The 19,472-nt window shown below is 67.6% G+C and carries 26 protein-coding genes; 15 read left to right on the top strand and 11 right to left on the bottom strand.

Annotated elements, in window-relative coordinates; all coding sequences use genetic code 11:
* Window position 1: 1 nt before the first annotated feature.
* Window positions 2–790, bottom strand: a complete 789-nt coding sequence (locus LAQ73_RS06565; protein WP_224270435.1) for a sugar phosphate isomerase/epimerase family protein — start codon at window positions 788–790, stop codon at window positions 2–4.
* Between the two features lie 174 nt (window positions 791–964).
* Between LAQ73_RS06565 and rpiA the strand changes: the two genes are divergently transcribed.
* On the top strand, window positions 965–1,651 hold the full coding sequence (gene rpiA / locus LAQ73_RS06560) for a ribose-5-phosphate isomerase RpiA (RefSeq protein ID WP_224270434.1): 687 nt from the start codon (window positions 965–967) through the stop codon (window positions 1,649–1,651).
* 88 nt (window positions 1,652–1,739) lie between these two features.
* Here the strand turns inward: rpiA and LAQ73_RS06555 are convergent, their stop codons facing one another.
* Window positions 1,740–1,907, bottom strand: coding sequence for a DUF1931 domain-containing protein (locus LAQ73_RS06555; protein WP_224270433.1), 168 nt, complete (start codon window positions 1,905–1,907; stop codon window positions 1,740–1,742).
* Between the two features lie 161 nt (window positions 1,908–2,068).
* On the opposite strand from LAQ73_RS06555, the gene larB reads away from it, so the two are divergent.
* Window positions 2,069–2,836 (top strand): nickel pincer cofactor biosynthesis protein LarB, encoded by a 768-nt coding sequence (larB, locus tag LAQ73_RS06550; protein ID WP_224270432.1) that lies wholly within the window; start codon window positions 2,069–2,071, stop codon window positions 2,834–2,836.
* Between the two features lie 69 nt (window positions 2,837–2,905).
* Window positions 2,906–3,148 (top strand): GIY-YIG nuclease family protein, encoded by a 243-nt coding sequence (locus tag LAQ73_RS06545; protein WP_224270431.1) that lies wholly within the window; start codon window positions 2,906–2,908, stop codon window positions 3,146–3,148.
* Window positions 3,149–3,257: 109 nt separating this feature from the next.
* Here LAQ73_RS06545 and LAQ73_RS06540 read toward each other — a convergent pair whose 3' ends face one another.
* Window positions 3,258–3,845 (bottom strand): NADPH-dependent FMN reductase, encoded by a 588-nt coding sequence (locus tag LAQ73_RS06540; RefSeq protein ID WP_224270430.1) that lies wholly within the window; start codon window positions 3,843–3,845, stop codon window positions 3,258–3,260.
* Between the two features lie 168 nt (window positions 3,846–4,013).
* Between LAQ73_RS06540 and LAQ73_RS06535 the strand changes: the two genes are divergently transcribed.
* On the top strand, window positions 4,014–5,384 hold the full coding sequence (locus LAQ73_RS06535) for a phosphoglucomutase/phosphomannomutase family protein (protein ID WP_224270429.1): 1,371 nt from the start codon (window positions 4,014–4,016) through the stop codon (window positions 5,382–5,384).
* Between the two features lie 6 nt (window positions 5,385–5,390).
* Window positions 5,391–5,873 (top strand): arsenic resistance N-acetyltransferase ArsN2, encoded by a 483-nt coding sequence (arsN2, locus tag LAQ73_RS06530; RefSeq protein WP_224270428.1) that lies wholly within the window; start codon window positions 5,391–5,393, stop codon window positions 5,871–5,873.
* On the opposite strand, the gene LAQ73_RS06525 is transcribed toward arsN2, so the two are convergent.
* From LAQ73_RS06525 to samp2, 3 genes are all read right to left on the bottom strand, one after another.
* On the bottom strand, window positions 5,870–6,259 hold the full coding sequence (locus LAQ73_RS06525; RefSeq protein WP_425601122.1) for a GNAT family N-acetyltransferase: 390 nt from the start codon (window positions 6,257–6,259) through the stop codon (window positions 5,870–5,872). The genes arsN2 and LAQ73_RS06525 overlap by 4 nt on opposite strands.
* Window positions 6,256–6,744 (bottom strand): peroxiredoxin family protein, encoded by a 489-nt coding sequence (locus LAQ73_RS06520; protein WP_224270427.1) that lies wholly within the window; start codon window positions 6,742–6,744, stop codon window positions 6,256–6,258. The genes LAQ73_RS06525 and LAQ73_RS06520 overlap by 4 nt, the downstream gene beginning before the upstream one ends.
* A gap of 94 nt (window positions 6,745–6,838) precedes the next feature.
* On the bottom strand, window positions 6,839–7,045 hold the full coding sequence (samp2, locus tag LAQ73_RS06515; RefSeq protein ID WP_224270426.1) for a ubiquitin-like small modifier protein SAMP2: 207 nt from the start codon (window positions 7,043–7,045) through the stop codon (window positions 6,839–6,841).
* A 106-nt stretch (window positions 7,046–7,151) separates the two neighbouring features.
* Here samp2 and LAQ73_RS06510 point away from each other — a divergent pair, with 106 nt between their 5' ends.
* On the top strand, window positions 7,152–8,120 hold the full coding sequence (locus LAQ73_RS06510) for a replication factor C small subunit (protein ID WP_224270425.1): 969 nt from the start codon (window positions 7,152–7,154) through the stop codon (window positions 8,118–8,120).
* A gap of 241 nt (window positions 8,121–8,361) precedes the next feature.
* Here LAQ73_RS06510 and LAQ73_RS06505 read toward each other — a convergent pair whose 3' ends face one another.
* A complete protein-coding gene (locus LAQ73_RS06505; RefSeq protein WP_224270424.1) occupies window positions 8,362–9,306 on the bottom strand; it encodes a cation diffusion facilitator family transporter in 945 nt (314 codons plus the stop codon).
* A gap of 92 nt (window positions 9,307–9,398) precedes the next feature.
* Here LAQ73_RS06505 and LAQ73_RS06500 point away from each other — a divergent pair, with 92 nt between their 5' ends.
* Window positions 9,399–9,911 (top strand): metallophosphoesterase, encoded by a 513-nt coding sequence (locus LAQ73_RS06500; protein WP_224270423.1) that lies wholly within the window; start codon window positions 9,399–9,401, stop codon window positions 9,909–9,911.
* A 237-nt stretch (window positions 9,912–10,148) separates the two neighbouring features.
* Here the strand turns inward: LAQ73_RS06500 and LAQ73_RS06495 are convergent, their stop codons facing one another.
* A complete protein-coding gene (locus LAQ73_RS06495) occupies window positions 10,149–11,129 on the bottom strand; it encodes a helix-turn-helix domain-containing protein (protein ID WP_224270422.1) in 981 nt (326 codons plus the stop codon).
* A 98-nt stretch (window positions 11,130–11,227) separates the two neighbouring features.
* Here LAQ73_RS06495 and LAQ73_RS06490 point away from each other — a divergent pair, with 98 nt between their 5' ends.
* Both LAQ73_RS06490 and LAQ73_RS06485 read left to right on the top strand, forming a co-directional pair.
* Window positions 11,228–11,416: a DUF7859 family protein gene (locus tag LAQ73_RS06490; protein WP_224270421.1), complete on the top strand. Its 189-nt coding sequence runs from the start codon at window positions 11,228–11,230 to the stop codon at window positions 11,414–11,416.
* 91 nt (window positions 11,417–11,507) lie between these two features.
* Window positions 11,508–12,710 carry an inorganic phosphate transporter gene (locus tag LAQ73_RS06485; protein ID WP_224270420.1) on the top strand — a complete coding sequence of 401 codons (1,203 nt, stop codon included), beginning with the start codon at window positions 11,508–11,510 and terminating at the stop codon, window positions 12,708–12,710.
* Window positions 12,711–12,836: 126 nt separating this feature from the next.
* Here the strand turns inward: LAQ73_RS06485 and LAQ73_RS06480 are convergent, their stop codons facing one another.
* Window positions 12,837–14,252 carry a hemolysin family protein gene (locus LAQ73_RS06480; protein WP_224270419.1) on the bottom strand — a complete coding sequence of 472 codons (1,416 nt, stop codon included), beginning with the start codon at window positions 14,250–14,252 and terminating at the stop codon, window positions 12,837–12,839.
* A 103-nt stretch (window positions 14,253–14,355) separates the two neighbouring features.
* Here LAQ73_RS06480 and LAQ73_RS06475 point away from each other — a divergent pair, with 103 nt between their 5' ends.
* The 3 genes from LAQ73_RS06475 to LAQ73_RS06465 all read left to right on the top strand — a co-directional run bounded on the left by LAQ73_RS06475 (window position 14,356) and on the right by LAQ73_RS06465 (window position 15,781).
* Window positions 14,356–14,622: a glutathione S-transferase N-terminal domain-containing protein gene (locus LAQ73_RS06475; protein ID WP_224270418.1), complete on the top strand. Its 267-nt coding sequence runs from the start codon at window positions 14,356–14,358 to the stop codon at window positions 14,620–14,622.
* On the top strand, window positions 14,622–15,131 hold the full coding sequence (locus LAQ73_RS06470; RefSeq protein WP_224270417.1) for a redoxin domain-containing protein: 510 nt from the start codon (window positions 14,622–14,624) through the stop codon (window positions 15,129–15,131). The genes LAQ73_RS06475 and LAQ73_RS06470 overlap by 1 nt, the downstream gene beginning before the upstream one ends.
* Window positions 15,132–15,193: 62 nt before the next feature.
* On the top strand, window positions 15,194–15,781 hold the full coding sequence (locus LAQ73_RS06465) for an L-threonylcarbamoyladenylate synthase (protein ID WP_224270416.1): 588 nt from the start codon (window positions 15,194–15,196) through the stop codon (window positions 15,779–15,781).
* Between the two features lie 18 nt (window positions 15,782–15,799).
* On the opposite strand, the gene LAQ73_RS06460 is transcribed toward LAQ73_RS06465, so the two are convergent.
* Window positions 15,800–16,468 (bottom strand): CRISPR-associated protein Cas4, encoded by a 669-nt coding sequence (locus LAQ73_RS06460; protein WP_224270415.1) that lies wholly within the window; start codon window positions 16,466–16,468, stop codon window positions 15,800–15,802.
* A gap of 221 nt (window positions 16,469–16,689) precedes the next feature.
* Window positions 16,690–17,289, bottom strand: a complete 600-nt coding sequence (locus LAQ73_RS06455) for a conditioned medium-induced protein 4 (protein ID WP_224270414.1) — start codon at window positions 17,287–17,289, stop codon at window positions 16,690–16,692.
* Between the two features lie 107 nt (window positions 17,290–17,396).
* Between LAQ73_RS06455 and LAQ73_RS06450 the strand changes: the two genes are divergently transcribed.
* From LAQ73_RS06450 to LAQ73_RS06440, 3 genes are read left to right on the top strand one after another with little or no spacing between them, the layout of a single operon-like run.
* Window positions 17,397–17,981, top strand: coding sequence for a biotin transporter BioY (locus tag LAQ73_RS06450; protein WP_224270413.1), 585 nt, complete (start codon window positions 17,397–17,399; stop codon window positions 17,979–17,981).
* The gene (locus LAQ73_RS06445; RefSeq protein ID WP_224270412.1) at window positions 17,982–18,701 is read left to right on the top strand and encodes an energy-coupling factor ABC transporter ATP-binding protein; all 720 of its coding nucleotides are present in this window, start codon (window positions 17,982–17,984) and stop codon (window positions 18,699–18,701) included.
* On the top strand, window positions 18,695–19,399 hold the full coding sequence (locus LAQ73_RS06440; protein ID WP_224270411.1) for an energy-coupling factor transporter transmembrane component T family protein: 705 nt from the start codon (window positions 18,695–18,697) through the stop codon (window positions 19,397–19,399). Before LAQ73_RS06445 ends, LAQ73_RS06440 begins: the two co-directional genes overlap by 7 nt.
* Window positions 19,400–19,472 lie beyond the last annotated feature (73 nt).

The following is a 19,472-nucleotide window of genomic DNA, read 5'->3' as shown; positions in this document are numbered from 1 at the left end:
CTCAGGCGAGTACCTCGTCCAGTTTTCGTTTGCTGAGTTCGAGGTAGTCGGCGTCGAACGTGTACACTTCCGCGGAAACGGTGCCCCTCCAGTCGTCGAGAAGCGGCGCGAGAACCGTCTCGAAGTCCGTGGTTCCGGAGCCGGTCGGGACGTGTTCGTCCCGCGCGCCCCGGGCGTCGTTGACGTGGACGTGCGAGACGCGGTCGCGGTGGTCGTCGAGGAACGCCGCCGACGCCTCGGCGTCCATCCCGTCGACGCGGGCGTGACCGGTGTCGAACGTCATCGAGGCGTCGGTCTCCTCGAACACGCGGTCGAACTCGTGGACGGTGAAGGAGACGCCGGGGAGGTTCTCGACGCACACCTCGACGCCGACCTCCCGTCCGTGGTCGTCCAACTGCCGTATCGCGTCGAGCATCCGCGGGTGGGTCGTCTCGGCGTCCCACTCGGGGTACGTCGCGTGCGTGCTCGCGTGGAGGACGGCCTTTTTGGCGTCCATCTCCGCGGCGGCGTCGAGACACGCGCGGTGTTCGGCGAGCGCGGCCTCCCGGACGCCGTCGCGGGGCGTCCCGAGGTCCAGGTCGACGAACGGGAGGTGAACGAGTAGGTCGAGGTCGGCGCCGGCGACGGCGGCGGCGAACGAGTCGCGGTCCAATCGGCTCCGCTCCGTCGCGCCGTCCATGTACAGTTCGAGAAAGTCGAAGCCGAACGCGTCGGCCTGTTCGACAGCTTCGGACGCTGTCACGTCGCCGGAGTGCGTCTGCGTGACGAATCCACATCTGATGTCGGTCATCGGCTGTTCAGCCGTAATTTCGTGTGCGGCCATATAGGTCAGACGATTGATTACTCGTCGGCTACGCGGAGTGACTTCGCAGCCGGAGTGTCTGCGAAAGCGCACTGACTCACACACCGGACGGCCGCCGCCGAACCCCGGAGCGTTTTTGTCGTCGTCGCCGAAGCTTCGTCTATGAAGACGACGGGCGGCAGCGACGAGGCGAAACGGCGCGCGGGCGAGAGCGCGGCCGACCTCGTGACCGACGGGATGGTCGTCGGACTCGGGACGGGAAGCACGGCGGTGCACGCGATTCGCGCGCTCGGGCGGAAGGTCGACGCCGGACTCGACGTGCGCGGCGTCCCCACTTCGTTCGCCTCGCGGGAACTCGCCCGCGACGTCGGCGTTCCGCTCACCTCGCTCGACGAAATCGACGCCGTCGACCTCGCTATCGACGGCGCGGACCAGGTAGCGGGATTCGACCTCGTGAAAGGCGGCGGCGCGGCCCACGCCCGCGAGAAGGTCGTCGACGCGTTCGCCGACCGGTTCGTCGTCGTCGCCGACCCCTCCAAACTCGCGGAGACGCTCTCGCATCCGGTTCCGATAGAGGTGCTGCCGGACGCGCGCTCGACGGTCGCCGCGACCGTCGGAGACGCCGGAGGCGACCCGACGCTTCGGGAGGCCGAGCGGAAGGACGGGCCGGTCGTCACCGACAACGGCAACTTCGTGCTCGACTGCGAGTTCGGCGAGATAACCGACGCGGCGGCGCTTTCGCGGACGCTCTCGGCGATCCCCGGCGTCGTCGAACACGGCCTGTTCGTCGGTCTCGCCGACGAGGTTCACGTCGGCAGTGACGACGACGTGCGCGTCGAGACGCGGTAGCACCACTCGCAAACGGCGTTCGCCTCAAGACGCGAACGCCGTCGCTGCCGGTCGTGGCTGCGAAAAAAATGGTGGTTTATTCGCCGATTTAGAGGTCGCGCGGCTGGACCGTCTTTCGGTCGTTGTCCTCGGCGCGACGGGCGGCGTCGTCGAGAAGCTCTTTGACTTCCTCGTCGAGCGCATCGTAGAAATCCGATGCGACGTTTTTGTCATCGAGCGCTTCCTTAACAGCTGCCTTGACGATAAGGTCTGCCATGCAGGCGTGGCTACCGGGCCCTTATTAATAAGATTTCCCAAATTGCGCCGTCAGCCCCCCTCGCGGTCGTTCGCGCCCAAATCCGCCGTTGGATTTAAGTACTACGGGGTCGTTGGGCCGGAAACGACAGTTACGAGTGCCCTGCGGGCGGAGCATCGGCTATGCGAGACATCCTGGAATCCGTCGCGGCCGGCGAGCTTTCGCCGGCGGCGGCCGAAGCCCGACTGTCGGGCTATGCGAGTACCGACGCGGGGCGCTTCGACGCCGCCCGCGAGCACCGACGCGGCGTCCCGGAGGCGATTCTCGCGGACGGCAAGACGCCCGAGGAGACGGCGTCGCTCGTTCTCACAGCGATCGAAACGACCGGTAGGGCGCTCGTCACCCGAACCGACGGAGCGACGGTCGAAACCGTCCGCACGCGCGTCGACGCGGAGGTTCCCGACGCGACAGTCGAGACCGACGAGCGCGCACGCACCCTCGTCGCGCGTGCGCCTGACCACGAGCGTCCGTCGCTCGACGCGACGGTGGCCGTCGTCACCGCCGGCACCTCCGACGCCGCCGCCGCGGGCGAGGCGACGGCGGTCCTCCGAGAGATGGGCGCGCACGTCGACCGCATCAGCGACGTCGGCGTCGCCAACATCGACCGCGTCCTCGATCAGCGCGACGCGCTCCGCGCGGCCGACGCGCTCGTCGTCGCCGCCGGGCGGGAGGGCGCGCTCCCCACCGTCGTCGCCGGGATGGTCGACGCGCCCGTCATCGCGCTGCCCGTCTCCGTGGGCTACGGGTTCGGCGGCGAGGGCGAGGCGGCGCTCTTGGGGATGCTCCAGTCGTGTTCGGTGCTCTCGGTCGTCAACGTCGACGCCGGGTTCGTCGCGGGCGCGCAGGCCGGTCTTATCGCGCAAGCCGTCGGTAGCGCCCGCGAAACGTAACTCACCACCACGCGAAGCCTTCTACGCCGAACCGACGCCGTTTAGCGCTGCCGCCGTCTGCGTCGGTCTGTGCACTACGTCTACGTCGTCGAGTGCGCCGACGGCAGTTACTACACCGGCTACACGACCGACGTACAGCGACGCGTCGCCGAGCACGACGCGGGCGACGGTGCGAAGTACACCCGCGGTCGGACGCCGGTCGAACTCGTCCACTCGGAGTCGTACCCCTCGAAATCCGCCGCGATGCGGCGGGAGTACGAGATAAAACAGCTCTCGCGGCGACAGAAGGAGCGCCTCGTCGACGGCGACTGAACGGCCGTCTGTCGTGTCACGACTTCCTCCAGAGGACGGACATCCCCTACACGCTCGGCCGCGTTCGGACGCTGCGCGACCGGACCTCCGCGATTGCGGCCATCGACGCTCACTCGCTCGTGAACGGACTGTTCCCGGCGCTCATCTGTCGTGCGTGTTCGGCCACCGTTCGACCGAGTTTCTCGATTCGCTCTTCGAGCGCTTCGTCGACGAGTTCGTACGCCGGTTGCCCGTTCGTCGCCGGCTCGCTTCGGCCCTCGAACTTCTCGTAGGCTTTGCGGATGCCGACCTGGTTCGGGACGACGTAGCCGTGGACGCCGCGGACCGTGCTGCGCATGTGTTCGAGCGTGCTCCCGTAGGAGCCGCCGCCGGCAGTGGCCAGCAGACCGACGACCGTGTCCTCGTACTCGTCGAACGAGCAGTAGTCGTGGAAACTGCGAAACGTCGAGGAGTACGACCCGTGGTAGACCGGCGACCCGAGGAGGACGCCGTCGGCCTCGCGCATGCGGCGCATGAGGTCGGCGGACTCGCCTTGTTCGTCTTTGTCGGGGTGGTAGAGCGGGAGGTCGACCGCACCGAGGTCGATGAAGTCGGTTTCGACGCCGGTCTCGGCGGCGGCGTTCAGCGCATACTTCAGTGCCTCGCGGGTGTAGCTTCCGTCACGGCGACTCCCGGACACTGCGACGACGCGTGTCATTACTTTCGTTTCGGTACGAGCGCTCAAAAGGGCATTGAACGGTCGCATATGCCGTCTGGTCGTTGACACGCCGAGCTCGCCCGCCCACCGCGGCGTTCGGTTCGTCGCCCGCCGTTTCGACTCGAAGCCTGCAGGTGGTTTTTTTGCCGCTGCCCGGGACGTAACCGTATGGACGCGATCTCTTTCGGAACCGACGGATGGCGAGCGACGCTCGATACGTTCACCGACGACCGAGTCCGCATCGTCGGACAGGCCGTCGCCGACTACCTCCGCGACGAGGGGTACGACGACCCCGTCGCCGTCGGCTACGACGCCCGCGAGTCCTCGCCCGGATTCGCCGAGAGTCTCGCCGAGGTGCTCGCGGACAACGGGTTCAACGTTCTGCTGCCGGAACGCGACTGCCCGACGCCCGTTCTCGCGTGGAACATCGTCTCGCGCAGTCTCTCGGGCGCGCTGATGGTGACGGCGTCGCACAACCCGCCGGAGTACAACGGCGTGAAGTTCATCCCCGAGAACGGCGCGCCCGCGCTCCCGGAGGTGACGATGGCCGTCGAGGAGCGTCTCGCGGAACCGCGCGACCCCGTCGACGACCGCGGCGAGGTGCGGCGCGTCGACTTCGTCTCCGAGCACGCCGACCACGCCCGCGACCTCGTCGAAGCGGACCTCTCGGGGACGACCGTCGTCTACGACGCGATGCACGGCAGCGGCCGCGGCGTCACCGACGCCCTGCTCGAATCGGCCGGGGCCGAGGTGATTCGCCTCCGCTGCGACGACGACCCGACGTTCGGCGGCGAGTCACCGGAACCGAGCGAGGAACTGCTCTCCGACCTCGTCTCGGCCGTCTCCGAACACGACGCGGCCCTCGGCATCGCCAACGACGGCGACGCGGACCGACTCGCCGTCGTCACGCCCGAACGCGGTTTTCTCGACGAGAACCTCTTCTTCGCCGCGCTGTACGACGCGCTACTGGAGGAGGAGTCGGGACCGGCGATCCGGACGGTGTCGACGACGTTCCTCATCGACCGGATCGCCGAAGCCCACGGCGAGGAGGTCGTCGAGACGGCGGTCGGGTTCAAGTGGGTCGCGCAGGCGATGAGCGAACACGACGCGCTCGTCGGCGGCGAGGAGTCGGGCGGCTTCAGCGTCCGCGGGCACATCAGAGAGAAAGACGGCGTCCTCGTCTCGCTTCTCGCGGCCGCCATCGCCGCCGAGGAGTCGTTCGACTCGCGGGTCGACCGCCTCGAAGCCAAACACGGCGAGATTTACGCCGACAAGGTGAGCGTCGACTGCCCCGACTCGGAGAAGGCGCGCGTCTTAGAAGACCTCTCCGGCGAGATTCCCGACGAGGTCGCGGGCCGAGACGTCTCGAAGGTCGTCACGCTCGACGGGTTCAAACTCCTGCTCGAAGACGGGTCGTGGCTGCTCGTCCGCCCGAGCGGCACGGAACCGAAGATGCGCGTCTACGCCGAATCCGACAGCGCCGACAGCGTCACCGACCTGCTCGTCGAGGGCCGTACGCTCGTCGCGTCGCTCGTCTGAGAGCCGATGTCCCGCGATCTCTCGGTCCGACCGGCCTCGAAGTCGGCGCTCGACTCCGTCGCGTCGATGCTCCGCCGGGCCGGACTCCTGGCGGACGACGTGCGGACAGCGCCCGCGCAGTTCTTCGTGGCCGCCGTCGACGGCGAGCCCGTCGGCGTCAGCGGGGTCGAACTGCACGGTAACGCCGCTCTCCTCCGTTCGGTGGCCGTCGTAGCGGACGCCCGCGGGTCGGGATACGGGCGTGCGCTCACCGCCGCGGCCGCCGACCACGCCGCCGAGCGGGATGCCGAAACGCTGTATCTCCTCACCGAGACCGCACCCGGCTACTTCGAGTCGCTCGGTTTCCGACGGTGCACGCGAGACGACGCCCCGGCGACGATACGAGAGACGACCGAGTTCGCCGAACTCTGCCCCGAGTCGGCCGTCTGCATGCGCGCACCGACCGCGACGGTCCTCGAAGCCGCCCGCGACGGCGGTCGGACCGATTAGTCGCGCGCTCGCTTCTCGCCCCACAGTCGCCCGTTTCGCTCGCGTATCTCGAACCCCAGTGATTCGTAGAACTCGCGTACTCGCGGGTCGAACTCCGCCGTGAGGTGGCCGGTTCGAGAGAGCGCGTCGCGGACGAGGGCGGTTCCGACGCCCGCCGCCCGGTGCTGTCGGCGCACGGCGACGGCGTCGACGTGGTCGTCGTCGCGGACGAGCGCGCCCACGACGTGACCGCTCCGCTCGGCGACGAGCACCGAGTCGGTGCCGAGTCGTCTCCGGACGCTCTCGGCGTCGAGTTCGAGCACCGCGCCGTCGAGAACACGCATCACGTCGACGAGTTCGTCTGTCTCCGCGACGCGGACGGTGGTCTCTCGTTCTCCGTCGCTCACAGCCGGTTGAGTTCAGCGAGTAGCTCGTCGATGGTCGGGCGGTCCCACGGCGTCGCCCCGCGGTGGACGTAGGCGCGCCGGGGTGGGTCGCGCTCGCGCAGGTCGACGATGACCGTGGTCGGCATCCGACCCACGAAGTCGTGGAGGCGGCCGACCGCGCCGAAGCGGACGCGCTGGCCGTACCGGTCGCCGAGGCGACTCTCTTCGTCGGCGACGAGCGGGAACGATGCGCCGTCGCGGAGCCAGTCGCGGGCGCGCCCCGGCGACTCCGGGAGCACGGAGACGACCTCCGCGCCTCGCTCTCTGAACTCGGCGTAGCGCTCCGAGACGGCCGTCACCTGGCGGCGGCAATTGCCGCAGTAAAAATCGCGCTGAAAGAGGATGACGACCGCCTCGTTCACGTCGGCGAGCGACCCGAGCGTGAGCGGGTCCGGGCCGGGGCCGACGTTCGGGAGTTCGAAGTCGAGGTCCGCGTTGGCGCTCATGGGCGCTCATTCGGCGAGAACGGCGAAAAATCTGGGGGCCAAGCCGTCTCGCGCGTCGTCCTCTCTCCCTCGTACCGGCGCTCTCGACGTGCGCCTACCGACTCCCGCCTTTGATGAGCCGAAGTATCTTCACCCGGTCGGCCTCGACGGGTTGGTCCTCGGGCACCGGGCGGCCGCCGACGAGCACCGACACCTCGTGGGGGCTGAGGTCGACGGCAGAGACCAGGTCGGCGTACGTCGCGTCGCCGGCAACGGTCACCTCGTGGCTCCCCTCGCCGACGACTTCCACGCTCACGTCCATATCCGCGATGGGGTCCGGGGCGGTTTCAGCGTTTCCGTCCGGTGCTTTCCTCTCACTGCGCGGTCGTCTCGGGGAGTTTATGGGGTGACCGACTCCTTGCTATGGTATGAGCGAGGCCGAGGGAACGCCGGGTCGAGAAATCTGGATCGAGAAGTACCGCCCGCAGACGCTCGACGAGGTGGTCGGACAGGACCGTATCGTCGAACGCCTCCAGAGCTACATCGAACAACGCGACCTGCCGCACCTGCTGTTCGCGGGGCCGGCGGGGGTCGGGAAGACGACCTGTGCCACCGCCATCGCCCGCGAGGTGTACGGCGAGGACTGGCGGGGGAACTTCCTGGAACTCAACGCCTCCGACGAGCGCGGCATTGACGTGGTGCGCGACCGCATCAAGAACTTCGCGCGCGCCTCCTTCGGCGGCCACGACTACCGCATCATCTTCCTCGACGAGGCCGACTCGCTGACCAACGACGCCCAGTCGGCGCTGCGCCGGACGATGGAGCAGTTCGCCGACAACACCCGCTTCATCCTCTCGTGTAACTACTCCTCGAAGATCATCGACCCCATCCAATCGCGGTGTGCGGTGTTCCGCTTTTCGCCGCTCGGCGACGCGGCCGTCGAGGAGACGGTCCGCCACATCGCCGAGGTGGAGGGAATCGACCTGACCGACGAGGGGGCCGACGCGCTCGTCTACGCGGCCAACGGCGACATGCGCCGCGGCATCAACTCGCTGCAGGCGGCGGCGACCACCGGCGAGACGGTGGACGAGGAGGCCGTCTACGCGATCACCTCCACCGCCCGCCCCGAGGACATCGAGGAGATGGTGACCCGGGCGCTCGACGGCGACTTCGCGGCCGCGCGCTCGAAACTCGACCACCTGCTCACCGACGTGGGGATGGCCGGCGGCGACATCATCGACCAACTGCACCGCTCGGTGTGGGAGTTCGACCTCGACGACCGCGCGGCGGTCCGCCTGATGGAGCGCATCGGCGAGGCCGACTACCGCATCACCGAAGGTGCGAACGAGCAGGTCCAACTGGAGGCGCTTCTGGCGTCGCTGGCGCTCGACGACTGACGACTCGCGTCGACGCTCCTGGTCGCGTCGTCCGTTCGACGGCTCGTTTCGACCACTGAGAACATCAGCAGAATTTATATATCAATCGGTAGTATTCAGAGACGGGGTGGTGTCGATAACTCGGACACCGGCGCCTCGGTGCGACAGTTGTCGTACCAAGTGCGTTTTTCTCGCGTTCACCGACCCGAGCTAGCGACTCGTTTCGTGAGACGCCGTTCGCCCCGAAGAGTTCCTGCGTCGTTCAGGCCTCAGGTTCAATGTTAATGTACGAGACGCGGTCGTCCGCCGCTTCGAGTTTCGACTTTATCTCTGCGATATCGGTGTCGATGTCGCCCGTGATGAGCTCGCCGTCGAACTTCGCTTCCACGGTGATGAGCGCTTTTCCGGCACCGACGTACACCGAGCGGAAACTGTCGATACCCGTCACGCCCGGATGCTCGGCGACGACTGCGCGGAGTTTCTCCTCGACGTCTTTCGGGAGACTCTCGCCGATGAGCAGGCGTTTGTTCTCCCACGCCAGCGCGATGGCAAAGCCCATCAGCAGGAACCCGATGACGAGCGACGCAACCGCGTCGTAAATCGGCGCTTGGAGGATGTACGACAGCAGGACGCCGACCAGCGCGATAGCCGCCCCGCCGAGTGCGATAGCGTCCTCGGTGAACGCCGTGAGCGTCGTCACGTCGCTGGTCTTGCGGAACGCTTCGGGGATGCCGCTCCACCCGTACTCGTCTATCTGTCTCTGGAGCTCGGCGTTGGCTTTCACGAACGCGTACGTCTCGAAGGCGATGGCACCGACGAGGATGACGACGTTCACCCAGACGGAGTTGAACGTAACTCCGAGCAGCTCGATCATCTGATACCCGGCGCCGTGCCCGGGGTGCATGATGGCGTCGTAGCCGTGCTTGGCGCTCTCCCAGCCGGCGATGCCGAACAGCATCACCGCGACGAGGAAGCTGTAGAAGAACTGTGACTTCCCGTAGCCGAACGGGTGCTGTCTGGTCGGGTCTTTGCCGCTGAAACGGATGCCGACGAGCAGGAACACCTGATTACCGGTGTCGGAGATGGAGTGATACGTCTCTGAAAGCATCGACGGGCTGCCGGTCACGAGAAAGCCGAGAAACTTTAGAATCGCGATAGCCCCGTTGGCTATCAGCGCGGCGATGACGACCGATTTGCTCCCTGCCATGGTCAATCGGTCACAACACTAACTGATAGCCGTTTTGCCCGCACGGGCAAGCCAGCGGGTAGTTTCAGTATCCGCCGGTCCTTACACCCGCTGTGCTCACCGTCGTCTCCGACACACACGGGACCGAGTCGCATCGGTTACGAGGCAGGACGCTGCAGGCCGTCCGCGACGCAGAGATGGTCGTCCACGCCGGCGACTTCATGACCGAGACGGTGCTCGACGCGTTCGTCGACGAGTCCGCGACGTTCCGCGGCGTCTCCGGCAACAACGACGACACCGGAATCCGCAAGCGACTGCCCGCCGCCCGGACCGTCGAGTACGCCGGCGTTCGCTTCGCCGTCACGCACACCCGCCGCGGCGGCGACACGGCGCTCACGCTGTTCGGGCGCGAACGCGACGCCGACGCGGTCATCTACGGCCACAGCCACCGACCGGGGTTCGACGCGACGGGACCGCTGGCGCTTCTGAACCCGGGCAGTCACGCCGAACCGCGCGGCTACCGGGCGGCGCACGCCGAGTTGGTGCCCGAAGGCGCTGGCCTCCGCGGTCACCTCTGCACGCCGGACGGCGACGCGTTCGAGACGTTCCGCATCGACCCGAAGTAGCCGACGCAGCCGGGGATTTCGGATGCTGAGGATGCTGAGGGTGAGAGGGAGGAGGGCGAGTGGAGGGCCGGGAGGGTGGAGGGCCGTGAACCGCCCCGTCGGTCCGTTCGGTCGACACGCGGACCGGCGCGACGCCGAGGGGGGCGACGGTCACGGTGGGCCGAAGCGAGGCGGTTGCACTCTCATCTATCGGCCCAGATGTCAAATACGCACCGTAAGGTCAAACGCTCGTTTTACCTATCGGCGAGAACGCACGTACAGCGCGACCAGAAGCACCGCGACGCCGCCGAGAAAGAACAGAAAGCCCGGCGAGACGGCGAGGACGTCGACGAGCGACTGTCCGCCGGCGTCGAGCAGTTCGCCCGACACCTCCGTCGCGCTGTCGGCGGCCGCCTGCGTCGTCGTCCTCCCGCCGTCGGCCGCCGTCTCGGCGAACGTCTCGGTCGCCGCGTCGGACTGCGCCGTCTCCGCCGGCGTCCGCGTCGCCGCCGCACCCTCCTCCACCGTCGTCTCCGCTTCCGGCGCTCCGGCGGTCGTCGCGTCTGCGGTTTCGGTCGGTTCCGAGACCGTCACGCTCTCGTTGCCGTCGGCGCTGACGTCGTACTCGCCGGCGTCGCCGTCGTCACTCTCCTCGGCGTCCGCGCCGTCTCCCGCGTCGCCGCCGACACCACCTCCGCCGGTCGCGCTGTCGCCGTCACCCGACCCGGCCGTGTACTCGCCGCTCTGGCCCCCGGCCCCGCCCTCGGAGCCGGTGGCGAACGGCGAGAAGTCGGCCGTCGGGCCGCCGAGCAGGCGGTCGACGACGAGACTCGCGACGCCGAGCACGCCGACGCCGCCGACGAGCCGAGAGAGGAGCGCGCGGAGGCCGTTCGTCTCCTCCTCTCGGCCGGCGACGACGACCAAGGCACTGTCGGAGGGGCCGTACACTTTCATCTCGCGGCCTTTCTCGGAGTAGGCGGTGCCGACGACTTCGACGATACCCGCGTCTTCGAGGCTGCCGAGGTGGTACTGGACGTTCTGCAGCGACGTGTCGACGCGCTCGGCGAGGGCGGCGGGCGTCGTCGGTTCCTCGTGCAGCGCCGCGAGGACGCGCCGGGCGGTCCGCGACGACAGCGCCGAGAGCAGCTCGTCGGCGGCGTCGCTGTCGAGGCCGATGACGCGTGGGTCGCCGGGGTCTGCGTCGGAGGTGTCCGGAGTGGAGGGCAACAGGCCGGCCATCGACCCACGGTTCTGAGGCGGCACACAAGAGCGTTCCCCTCACGTCGGCGTCTCTCCCGGGCGAAACGGCTATAGGGCCGCCGCGGCGAGTGGTCGCTATGTCTGAATCCTCGTCCGTCGTCGCCCAGGGGTCTCTCGTCGACACCGTCGTCGAGGCGCTCGGGAACGACCCGGTGTTCGTCGGCCTCGTTCTCGCCATGCTGCTTTTCGTCTTCTTCATGTACCTCTTCGTCCGTCGGACGGTCACGGGCCTCCAGCAGGGGTATCAGGAAGGGCGCCAACGCTGACTCGACCCGCGCCTCGGACGAGCCGAACTCGCCTCGAAACTCGCCGACTCCCGGTAGGCACTTGTAAGCTGCGCGCACAGCAAAGAACAGAATGGTAGCCGTCGAGACGGTTGCGACGTTCGCCGTTGCGGCCCTCGCCAGTCTGTTCATGGCGTGGGCCATCGGGGCCGGGTCGTCGGGGTCGACGCCGTTCGCCCCCGCCGTCGGAGCGAACGCTATCTCGGTGATGCGCGCGGGCTTCATCGTCGGCATTCTCGGCTTCGCGGGCGCGGTGCTACAGGGCGCGAGCGTCACCGAGGCGGTCGGAACCGAACTCATCGTCGGCGTCGAGCTGTCGGCCATCGCGGCGACGGTCGGACTGCTGACGGCCGCCGCGCTCGTCGCAGTCGGCGTCTTCACTGGCTACCCCATCGCCACGGCGTTCACCGTCACCGGTGCCGTCGTCGGGGTGGGGCTCGCCCTCGGCGGCGCGCCTGCCTGGGCGAAGTACCAGGAAATCGTCGCGCTGTGGGTGCTCACGCCGTTCGTCGGCGGCGGTATCGCCTACGCGACGGCCAAGACGCTCCGAAGCGAACGCGTCGCCGAGCGCCTCGCGGTTCCGTTTCTCGCGGGTCTCGTCGGCGCGCTGGTCGCCAACGTCCAGTTCTCGGTGCTCGGGCCGGGAAGCGCCGGAGCGAGTATCGCCGTCGCGACGGCGACCCGCCTCGGCATCCCGTCGGTGTCGGGACTCCCGGTCGGCCGCATCCTCGTCACGCTCGTGCTCGCGGCGCTCGTCGTCGCGGCACTCTACCGAGAGATGGTACGCGACGCCGCCGCCGGGCAGCGGCGGTTTCTCCTGGCGCTCGGCGGACTCGTCGCTTTCTCGGCCGGCGGCAGTCAGGTCGGCCTCGCCATCGGCCCGCTCGTCCCCCTTCTGGGCCCGTCGACGCCGATTCCGCTGGTAGTCGTCCTCGTCGGCGGCGGACTCGGGCTGTTGGCGGGGTCGTGGACCGGCGCGCCCCGGATGATAAAGGCCATCGCTCAGGACTACTCCTCGCTCGGCCCGCGTCGGTCCATCGCCGCGCTCATCCCCTCGTTCGCCATCGCGCAGGCGGCCGTCGCCTTCGGTATCCCCGTCTCGTTCAACGAGATTATCGTCAGCGCCATCATCGGCAGCGGCTACGCCGCCGGCGGCAGCGGCGTGAGTCGACAGAAGATGCTGTACACGGTACTCGCGTGGGTCGGGTCGCTGGCGCTTGCACTGGCGCTCGGCTACGGACTTTTCACCGGCATCGAGATGCTCTTGTCGGCGTGAGACCGCCTCTCCGCCGCTTCCGGCGTGAACTGGATGGCGGGGGGTAGTGATAACGTCGGGAATCGTCGACCAGCGACCGGTTCGCCGTCGCGGTCGCGTACTGTCCCGACCGTCGTCCGACGCGCCTCACGTTCGACGCGGTTGGTCGGGTTCCGAGGACTGCTCGCGGTCGTCTTCTTCCTCCGTCTCCTCTTCGTTCTCGGTCGTCGATTCGGGTGTCGTGATACGCGCGCGCATGATGCGGGTGTTATCGACCTCCTCGATGTGGATGACGACGCCGTCGTACTCGATCTCCTCGCCCTCCTCGACGAGTCGACCCGCGCGGTTGAAGATGAAGCCCGCGAGCGTCTCGAACTCCTCGCCCTCCGGGAGTTCGAGCTCCAGCACTTCGTTCACTTCGTCGATGTTGACCTCGCCGCGCACGAGCGTCGTGCGTTCGTCGACGGTGTCGAACGCCTCCTCCTCGTCGCCTTCGAGGATGTCGCCGACGATCTCCTCGGCGACGTCTTCGAGCGTGATGATACCCTCGGTGGTGCCGAACTCGTCGATGACGACGACCATCTGGAGGCGGTTGTCCTGCATCTCCGCGAGCAGTTCGTCGACGTTCTTCGACTCGGGAACGTGCAGTGTCGGGTTAACCACGTCGCTAAGGTCGCTGCCACCTTCGCCGTAGTGCTGTTCACGGACGAGGTTGCGGACGTTGACGATGCCGATGATGTTGTCGAGGTTGCCGTCGTAGACGGGAATGCGCTCGTGGTCGGCCTGGACGCACGTCTCGATGGCCTCCTCGATGGTGGCGTCCTTCGGGACGGCGGTCACGTCGAGACGCGGCGTCATCACCTCTTTGGCGATGGTGTTCGTGAAGCGGAAGATGCGGTCGAGCATCTCGCGCTCCTCCTCCTCGATGACGCCCTCGCGCTCGCCCGTCTCGATCATGTCCTGAATCTCGTCGCGGGTGATGTACGACGACTCGATGGAGGACTGTCCACCGGTGACTTTGTTGACGACCCGCGTCAGGTAGTCGAAGAAGACGACCAGCGGGTAGAGGACGTACTCGGAGTACTTCAGGGGACGAGCGATGCGCAGCGCCCACGACTCGGTGTTCTCGACCGCGTAGGACTTCGGCGCGCTCTCGCCGAACAGCAACACGAGCGTCGTGATGCCGAGCGTCGAGATGAGCACCGATTCGAGGCCACTGAAGTTGTAGTACGCCAGCAACCCGGTAGTGATGGAGGACATGGCGATGTTGACGATATTGTTGCCGACGAGGATCGTCACGAGCAAGCGGTGTGGGTTCTGCTTCAGCGACTGCACCGTCTTCGCGTTCGGGACGTTGTCTTCGACGAGCGAGTCGACGCGGTGTATCGCCAGCGAGAACATCGCGATCTCCGAGGAGGAGAAAAACGCCGACAGCGTGATGAGAATCCCGATGGTGACGATACCGGCGACGGCGACGGTCGTCGAGTTGACCGGGATGGGACCAATCGCTTGTGCGGACTGAAGAGACAGAGAATGAGCTGTAAGTAGCAACGGCAAACCCATGTGACACGTGTTCTTATCTTGGACTCGAATTAAGAGTTGTCCTCCTCAGCAGTCGGGTTCCGCGAGCGAAGCGCTTAGGCCGCGAACGTCCTTACCGTATCGTATGTCAGACGAACCTGCGATTACCCTGTACCGACTACAGGCGTGTCCGTACTGCGAGCGCGTCGTCCGCAAACTCCAGGAGTACGACCTCGACTACCGGTCGCGGTTCATCGAACCGATGCACTCCCAGCGCAACGTCGTCAAGCGAATCTCGGGTAAACGAACCGTCCCGGCCATCGTCGACGAGAACACCGGCCTGACGATGTCGGAGTCGGCGAACATCGTCGAGTACCTCGACAAGACGTACGGCGACGGGGGTGCGGCGTAATGGCCGACTTCGAGGTCGTCGACCTCCCCGAGACCGACCACGTCGACGTCGGCGACACGGCACCCGACTTCACCCGCCCGCTCGTCAACACCGAGTTCTGGGAGGACGCGTCGCTCTCGGAGCTCACCGACGACGGCCCCGTCCTCCTCGTCTTCTACGCGATGGACGGCGCGTTCCCGGCGACGTACATGTGGAACGAGATGCGCGACCGACAGTGGGGCGACCGGCTGACCGTCGTCGGCCTCTCCATCTCCTCGCCGTACGAGCACAAGACGCTCATCGAGGAGCGCGAGATGCCGTACTCGCTGTTTTCGGACCCACAAAACGGCGTCGCCGCCGACTACGGCGTCGAGAACGACCTCGACGGGATGGCGGGCGTGAGCGAGGCCCGCCCGGCGGTGTTTCTGCTCGACGACGACCGGACCGTCGAGTACGCCTGGGTAGCAAGCGAGTGGCCCGACTTCCCGGACTACGACGAAGTCGAATCGGCCATCGACGACCTGGTCTGAGCGCGAGCTCGAGCGCCGACCGAACGCAGCACGCTTTTTTCCCTGACCGGCTATCCACGGACATGGACACAGTCGCAGACGCCGCCACCGCCGTCGAACGCGGGGAGGCGGTCGTCTACCCGACGGAGACGGTGTACGGACTCGGCGCGAACGCCCTCGACGCCGATGCCGTCGAGCGGGTGTTCGAGTTGAAGGGTCGGGCCCGAGACAAGCCGCTGTCGCTCGGCGTCCCGAGCGTCGACGCGGCGCTGTCGCACACCGACCCGACTGACCGCGAAGTGCGATTCATGCGTGAGTTCCTCCCGGGTCCGGTCACCGTCGTCACCGCTCGCCGGGAGAGGGTTCCGGACGTTCTCACCGCCGGTCGCGAGCGCGTCGGTATCCGGGTCCCGGACCACGAGTTGGCGCTCGAACTCCTCTCGCAACTCGCGCCGACGCCGCTGACCGCGACCAGCGCCAACCGGAGCGGGGCCGGGAGCGTCCGCCGCGTCGACGAACTCGACCCGGAAATCCGCGATGCGGTGGGTGCCGTCCTCGACGGCGGCAAGACGCCCGGCACCGAGAGCACGGTAGTCGACGTGGGCGAGAACGTCATCCATCGCCGCGGGGCGCGCGCCGACGACATCGAGGCGTGGCTGGCGCGAGAGTGAACGCTCCGGTGTCAGCGCTCACAGCCCGAGCAGCGACCGCAGCGACCGCGTTCTGACGCCGCACCGACTCCGATACTCGCACGACGAACACTTGTCGCTGCCGCGGAGTCGCGGCGGGGGACCGTCCATCGACCGAACCGTCCGAACCGCGGTGCGGTACACCGCCTTCGCTCGGGTCGTCAGCCGAACCGTTCGGACGACGCCGACCGCCGGATACTCGACGAGCGCCCGCGGCACTTCGCGCTCTTGCTCCCAGGAGAGCGCTTTCGCCGCGGCGACGGCGCGCACTTTCTGCGGCTTCCACACTCCCTGCTCGGGCGGCTCTCCGGGCGAGACGAGCGTCGGAACCGGCGGGTCGTCTTCGGACTCGCCCGGGAGAATCTTGTGCGCGATGCCGCGGGCGTCCCTCCCGCGGAGGAGACGCTCGCGCTCTCTCGGGTCGCAGAGGGCCGTCCACTCGTCGCGTTCGCGGAGGCGGCGGAGCGCCCCGCGGTAGTCGTCGGGTTCGACGGCGACTGGGAGTGCTCGAATCGTCTCGTCGTCGGCATCGAGCAGTTCCTCGTAACGAAACGCCAACTCTCGCACCTCGGCGACCTCCGGCGGCGGCCCGCGCTTGTCGTCGCGGCGGGCGTAGTACAGTTGCCGCGGGCAGTACGTCGCCCGCGAAAGGTCTGTGAACGTTGGCACGAAACAGATTGGTCCCATTTCGGTACTTGAACCTACGGCTGGTGGTGTTGCGATGCGGGCGAGTACTGTGCGGAGCGGTTCGAAAGTGGTCCACCCAGTTTACCGTTCCGCACGCGAGGCCGAAGGCCGAGCGAGCGGCCTTTTTCATCGACGTTTTTCGAGGAGGGTTCCCGCAGCGTGGCTCCGCCACGCGAGGAAATCCGACGAAGAAAAAGGTCGGTTTAGAAGGATACGTTCGTCTCGATGTCTTCGGTCGCCTCTTTCAGGCCGTCCTCGCGGGCGGTCTCGGCGAGACGCGCCGAGAGGTCCGAGTCGGTGAGCAGTTCGGCGAACTCGTCGCGGAAGCGGTCGTTCGCCCGCGTCGAGCGCTGGTCGGCTTCCACGACGGCCGAGTACCGACGGACGGTCGCCTCGTCGCTGTCGAGTTCGGCGGCCCGTTCGCTCATCGGCACGTCGTCGACGACGAGCGTCCGAAGGTCGTCGAGTGCGAACGGCGCGTCGCGGTCCGACTCACTCACGAGGTGGAGGTCCATCCGCGCGTCGAACAGTTCCGACTCGTCGAGATTCAGTTCTGCGGCCAGTTCCTCGTTCGACTGCTCGTCGTAGAATCCGCGAACGACCTGCACGAGCGTCGCGGTTTCGAGGTCGCTCGTGAACTCGTAGCGACTCCGCATCCTCGTGACGAGTTCGTCGAGTCGGCGCTCGATGTTCTCCTCGTCTTCGGTCAGGGATCCCCGCTTTTCCTCCTGACTCTCAGTGACGGTGTCCGAACCGGTGGTATCGATGAAGATGTCCCGGAGTTCCGCCGTCTTCTCGTCCATGGTGGCTATTAGACATCCCTGCCGTACAAAAGCCTACTGCCAACTCACACGGAGTACAGAGTGTCGTAAACCGTGGTGTTAAAGTGGGTTTACGAGACAATCGAACCATGGCTACATCGACGGACAACGTCGAACTCGTCGGCGACGAGACGGTGAAAAACGTCGCCCGCGCCGCGCTGTTCGCGGCGCTGATGGGCGCGTTCGCCTACGTCTCGTTTCCGAATCCCATCTCTCCCGCGCCGGTCACCTTGCAGGTGCTCGGCGTCTTCCTCGCAGGAATCATGCTCGGCCCCGTCTGGGGTGGCGCGGCGATGGTGCTGTACCTCGCCGCCGGCGCGGCGGGCGTCCCCGTCTTCGCGGGCGGCGGTGCCGGCTTCGGCTCGCTGCTGGCGGACCCGACGCTCGGCTACCTCTGGTCGTACCCCGTCGCCGCCGCCCTCGTCGGCGTCGTCGTCCACCGCGGCGTCTCACTCCGCGACTACCGCGCGGCGAGCACGCCGCTGCTCGTCGGTGCGATGGTCGCCGGTACCGTCGTCATCTACGCGCTCGGGGTGGCCGGGCTGATGGCCGTCCTCGGTATCGGCGTCGGCGAGGCGTTTGCCGTCGGCGCGGCCGCGTTCCTCCCCACCGACGCGCTGAAAATCGCCGCCGCCGTCGGCATCGTCCGTTCGGACGCCATCGCCGCCGCGTAGATGATTCGGGTCCGAAACCTCTCGCACCGCTACGGCGACACCGTCGCCGTCGACGACGTGTCGCTCACCGTCGACGACGGCGAGTTCGTCCTGCTCGTCGGCGCGAATGGGTCGGGAAAGTCGACGCTCGTCCGCCACTTCAACGGCCTCCTCGACCCCGACGCGGGCGAGGTGTCGGTCGACGGCACAGCAGTCCACGAGGACCTCGTCGCCGCCCGAACAGCCGTCGGGATGGTGTTTCAGGACCCGCGCGACCAACTCGTCGCGGCTACTATCGGTGCGGACGTGGCGTTCGGGCCCGAGAACCTCGGCCTCTCTCGCCCCGAAATCGACCGTCGCGTCGACGCCGCGCTCTCGGCGGTCAACCTCCAAGGGAGAGGAGACGAGCGCGTGGCCGACCTCTCGGGGGGCGAGCGCGAACGCGTCGCTATCGCGGGCGCGCTGGCGATGGACCCGACGCACCTCGTGCTGGACGAACCGTTCACCGGCCTCGACGAACCCGCGCGGCGCTCGGTTCTCGACCGCCTCCGGTCGCTTCACGCGAGGGGGACGAGCGTCGTCGTCGTCACGCACGACCTGCGCGACCTCCTCTCGCTCTCGGACCGGGTCGTGGCGATGGCCGACGGGCGGGTCGTCGTCGACGGCGACCCCGAATCGGCGTCGACCCGCGAAGCGCTCGCGGACCTCGACGTGCGCGTCCCGCCCGCCGACTCGTGTTGAGCTACATGCCCGGCGACTCGCTCGCCCACCGTCTCGACCCGCGGACCAAACTGCTCGTGCAGTTCGCCTTCGTCGCCGCCGCGTTCGCTCACGAGACGCCGAGAGGCCTCCTCGTGCTCTCGGCTGTGACCGCCGCGCTTCTCCTCTCTTCAGGTCTCTCGCCGCTGGCGGCGCTCCGGGAGTATCGGTTCGTCCTCCCGTTTCTGGTCGCCGGACCGCTCGTCTCGGCGCTGACGCTCGGGCCGCTGTGGGTCGTCGTCGCCGACGCCTACGACCCCGCACTCGCCAGTTATCGCGCACTCCTCGTGCTGTTCGTCACCGCCGCCTACGTTCGGTCGACGCCCGTCCGCGACACCCGAGCGGCCATCCAGCGTACCGTCCCCGGCAAACTCGGACCGTTTCTCGGCATGGGAATCGCGCTCGTCTTCCGCTTTTTTCCCCTCCTACTCTCGGATCTGCAGCGGACGCGCGAGGCGATGGCCGCCCGCCTCGGCGACGAGCGACCGGTCGTCGAGCGAATTCGACTCACGTCGGTTGCGGGACTGAACCGCGCGTTCGGCCGGGCCGACCGACTGTCGCTCGCGCTTCGCGCCCGCTGTTTCGCGTGGAATCCGACGCTCCCGACGCTGCGGTTCGGCTGTCTGGACTCGCTCGGGTTTGCCGTCGCGGTAGTTCTCGCGCTGTGGGCGCTTCTCTGACCGCCACGCCGTCTATCGCTCCCGCCCGCTTCGTGCTCTCTCGCGCGGCGAAGCCGGTGGCAAGATTTAACCG

Source organism: Haloprofundus salinisoli (assembly GCF_020097815.1).
Taxonomy (GTDB): domain Archaea; phylum Halobacteriota; class Halobacteria; order Halobacteriales; family Haloferacaceae; genus Haloprofundus; species Haloprofundus salinisoli.
The sequence above is the reverse complement of the archived record's forward strand: the minus strand, read 5'-3'. Positions and strand labels throughout refer to the sequence as shown.

Bases quoted from the DNA above. Each gene is read 5' to 3' on its own strand.
- LAQ73_RS06565 (WP_224270435.1), bottom strand. From the start codon at position 790: ATGACCGACATCAGATGTGGATTCGTCACGCAGACGCACTCCGGCGAC.
- rpiA (WP_224270434.1), top strand. From the start codon at position 965: ATGAAGACGACGGGCGGCAGCGACGAGGCGAAACGGCGCGCGGGCGAG.
- LAQ73_RS06555 (WP_224270433.1), bottom strand. From the start codon at position 1,907: ATGGCAGACCTTATCGTCAAGGCAGCTGTTAAGGAAGCGCTCGATGAC.
- larB (WP_224270432.1), top strand. From the start codon at position 2,069: ATGCGAGACATCCTGGAATCCGTCGCGGCCGGCGAGCTTTCGCCGGCG.
- LAQ73_RS06540 (WP_224270430.1), bottom strand. From the start codon at position 3,845: ATGACACGCGTCGTCGCAGTGTCCGGGAGTCGCCGTGACGGAAGCTAC.
- LAQ73_RS06535 (WP_224270429.1), top strand. From the start codon at position 4,014: ATGGACGCGATCTCTTTCGGAACCGACGGATGGCGAGCGACGCTCGAT.
- arsN2 (WP_224270428.1), top strand. From the start codon at position 5,391: ATGTCCCGCGATCTCTCGGTCCGACCGGCCTCGAAGTCGGCGCTCGAC.
- LAQ73_RS06520 (WP_224270427.1), bottom strand. From the start codon at position 6,744: ATGAGCGCCAACGCGGACCTCGACTTCGAACTCCCGAACGTCGGCCCC.
- samp2 (WP_224270426.1), bottom strand. From the start codon at position 7,045: ATGGACGTGAGCGTGGAAGTCGTCGGCGAGGGGAGCCACGAGGTGACC.
- LAQ73_RS06510 (WP_224270425.1), top strand. From the start codon at position 7,152: ATGAGCGAGGCCGAGGGAACGCCGGGTCGAGAAATCTGGATCGAGAAG.
- LAQ73_RS06505 (WP_224270424.1), bottom strand. From the start codon at position 9,306: ATGGCAGGGAGCAAATCGGTCGTCATCGCCGCGCTGATAGCCAACGGG.
- LAQ73_RS06495 (WP_224270422.1), bottom strand. From the start codon at position 11,129: ATGGCCGGCCTGTTGCCCTCCACTCCGGACACCTCCGACGCAGACCCC.
- LAQ73_RS06490 (WP_224270421.1), top strand. From the start codon at position 11,228: ATGTCTGAATCCTCGTCCGTCGTCGCCCAGGGGTCTCTCGTCGACACC.
- LAQ73_RS06485 (WP_224270420.1), top strand. From the start codon at position 11,508: ATGGTAGCCGTCGAGACGGTTGCGACGTTCGCCGTTGCGGCCCTCGCC.
- LAQ73_RS06480 (WP_224270419.1), bottom strand. From the start codon at position 14,252: ATGGGTTTGCCGTTGCTACTTACAGCTCATTCTCTGTCTCTTCAGTCC.
- LAQ73_RS06475 (WP_224270418.1), top strand. From the start codon at position 14,356: ATGTCAGACGAACCTGCGATTACCCTGTACCGACTACAGGCGTGTCCG.
- LAQ73_RS06470 (WP_224270417.1), top strand. From the start codon at position 14,622: ATGGCCGACTTCGAGGTCGTCGACCTCCCCGAGACCGACCACGTCGAC.
- LAQ73_RS06465 (WP_224270416.1), top strand. From the start codon at position 15,194: ATGGACACAGTCGCAGACGCCGCCACCGCCGTCGAACGCGGGGAGGCG.
- LAQ73_RS06455 (WP_224270414.1), bottom strand. From the start codon at position 17,289: ATGGACGAGAAGACGGCGGAACTCCGGGACATCTTCATCGATACCACC.
- LAQ73_RS06450 (WP_224270413.1), top strand. From the start codon at position 17,397: ATGGCTACATCGACGGACAACGTCGAACTCGTCGGCGACGAGACGGTG.
- LAQ73_RS06445 (WP_224270412.1), top strand. From the start codon at position 17,982: ATGATTCGGGTCCGAAACCTCTCGCACCGCTACGGCGACACCGTCGCC.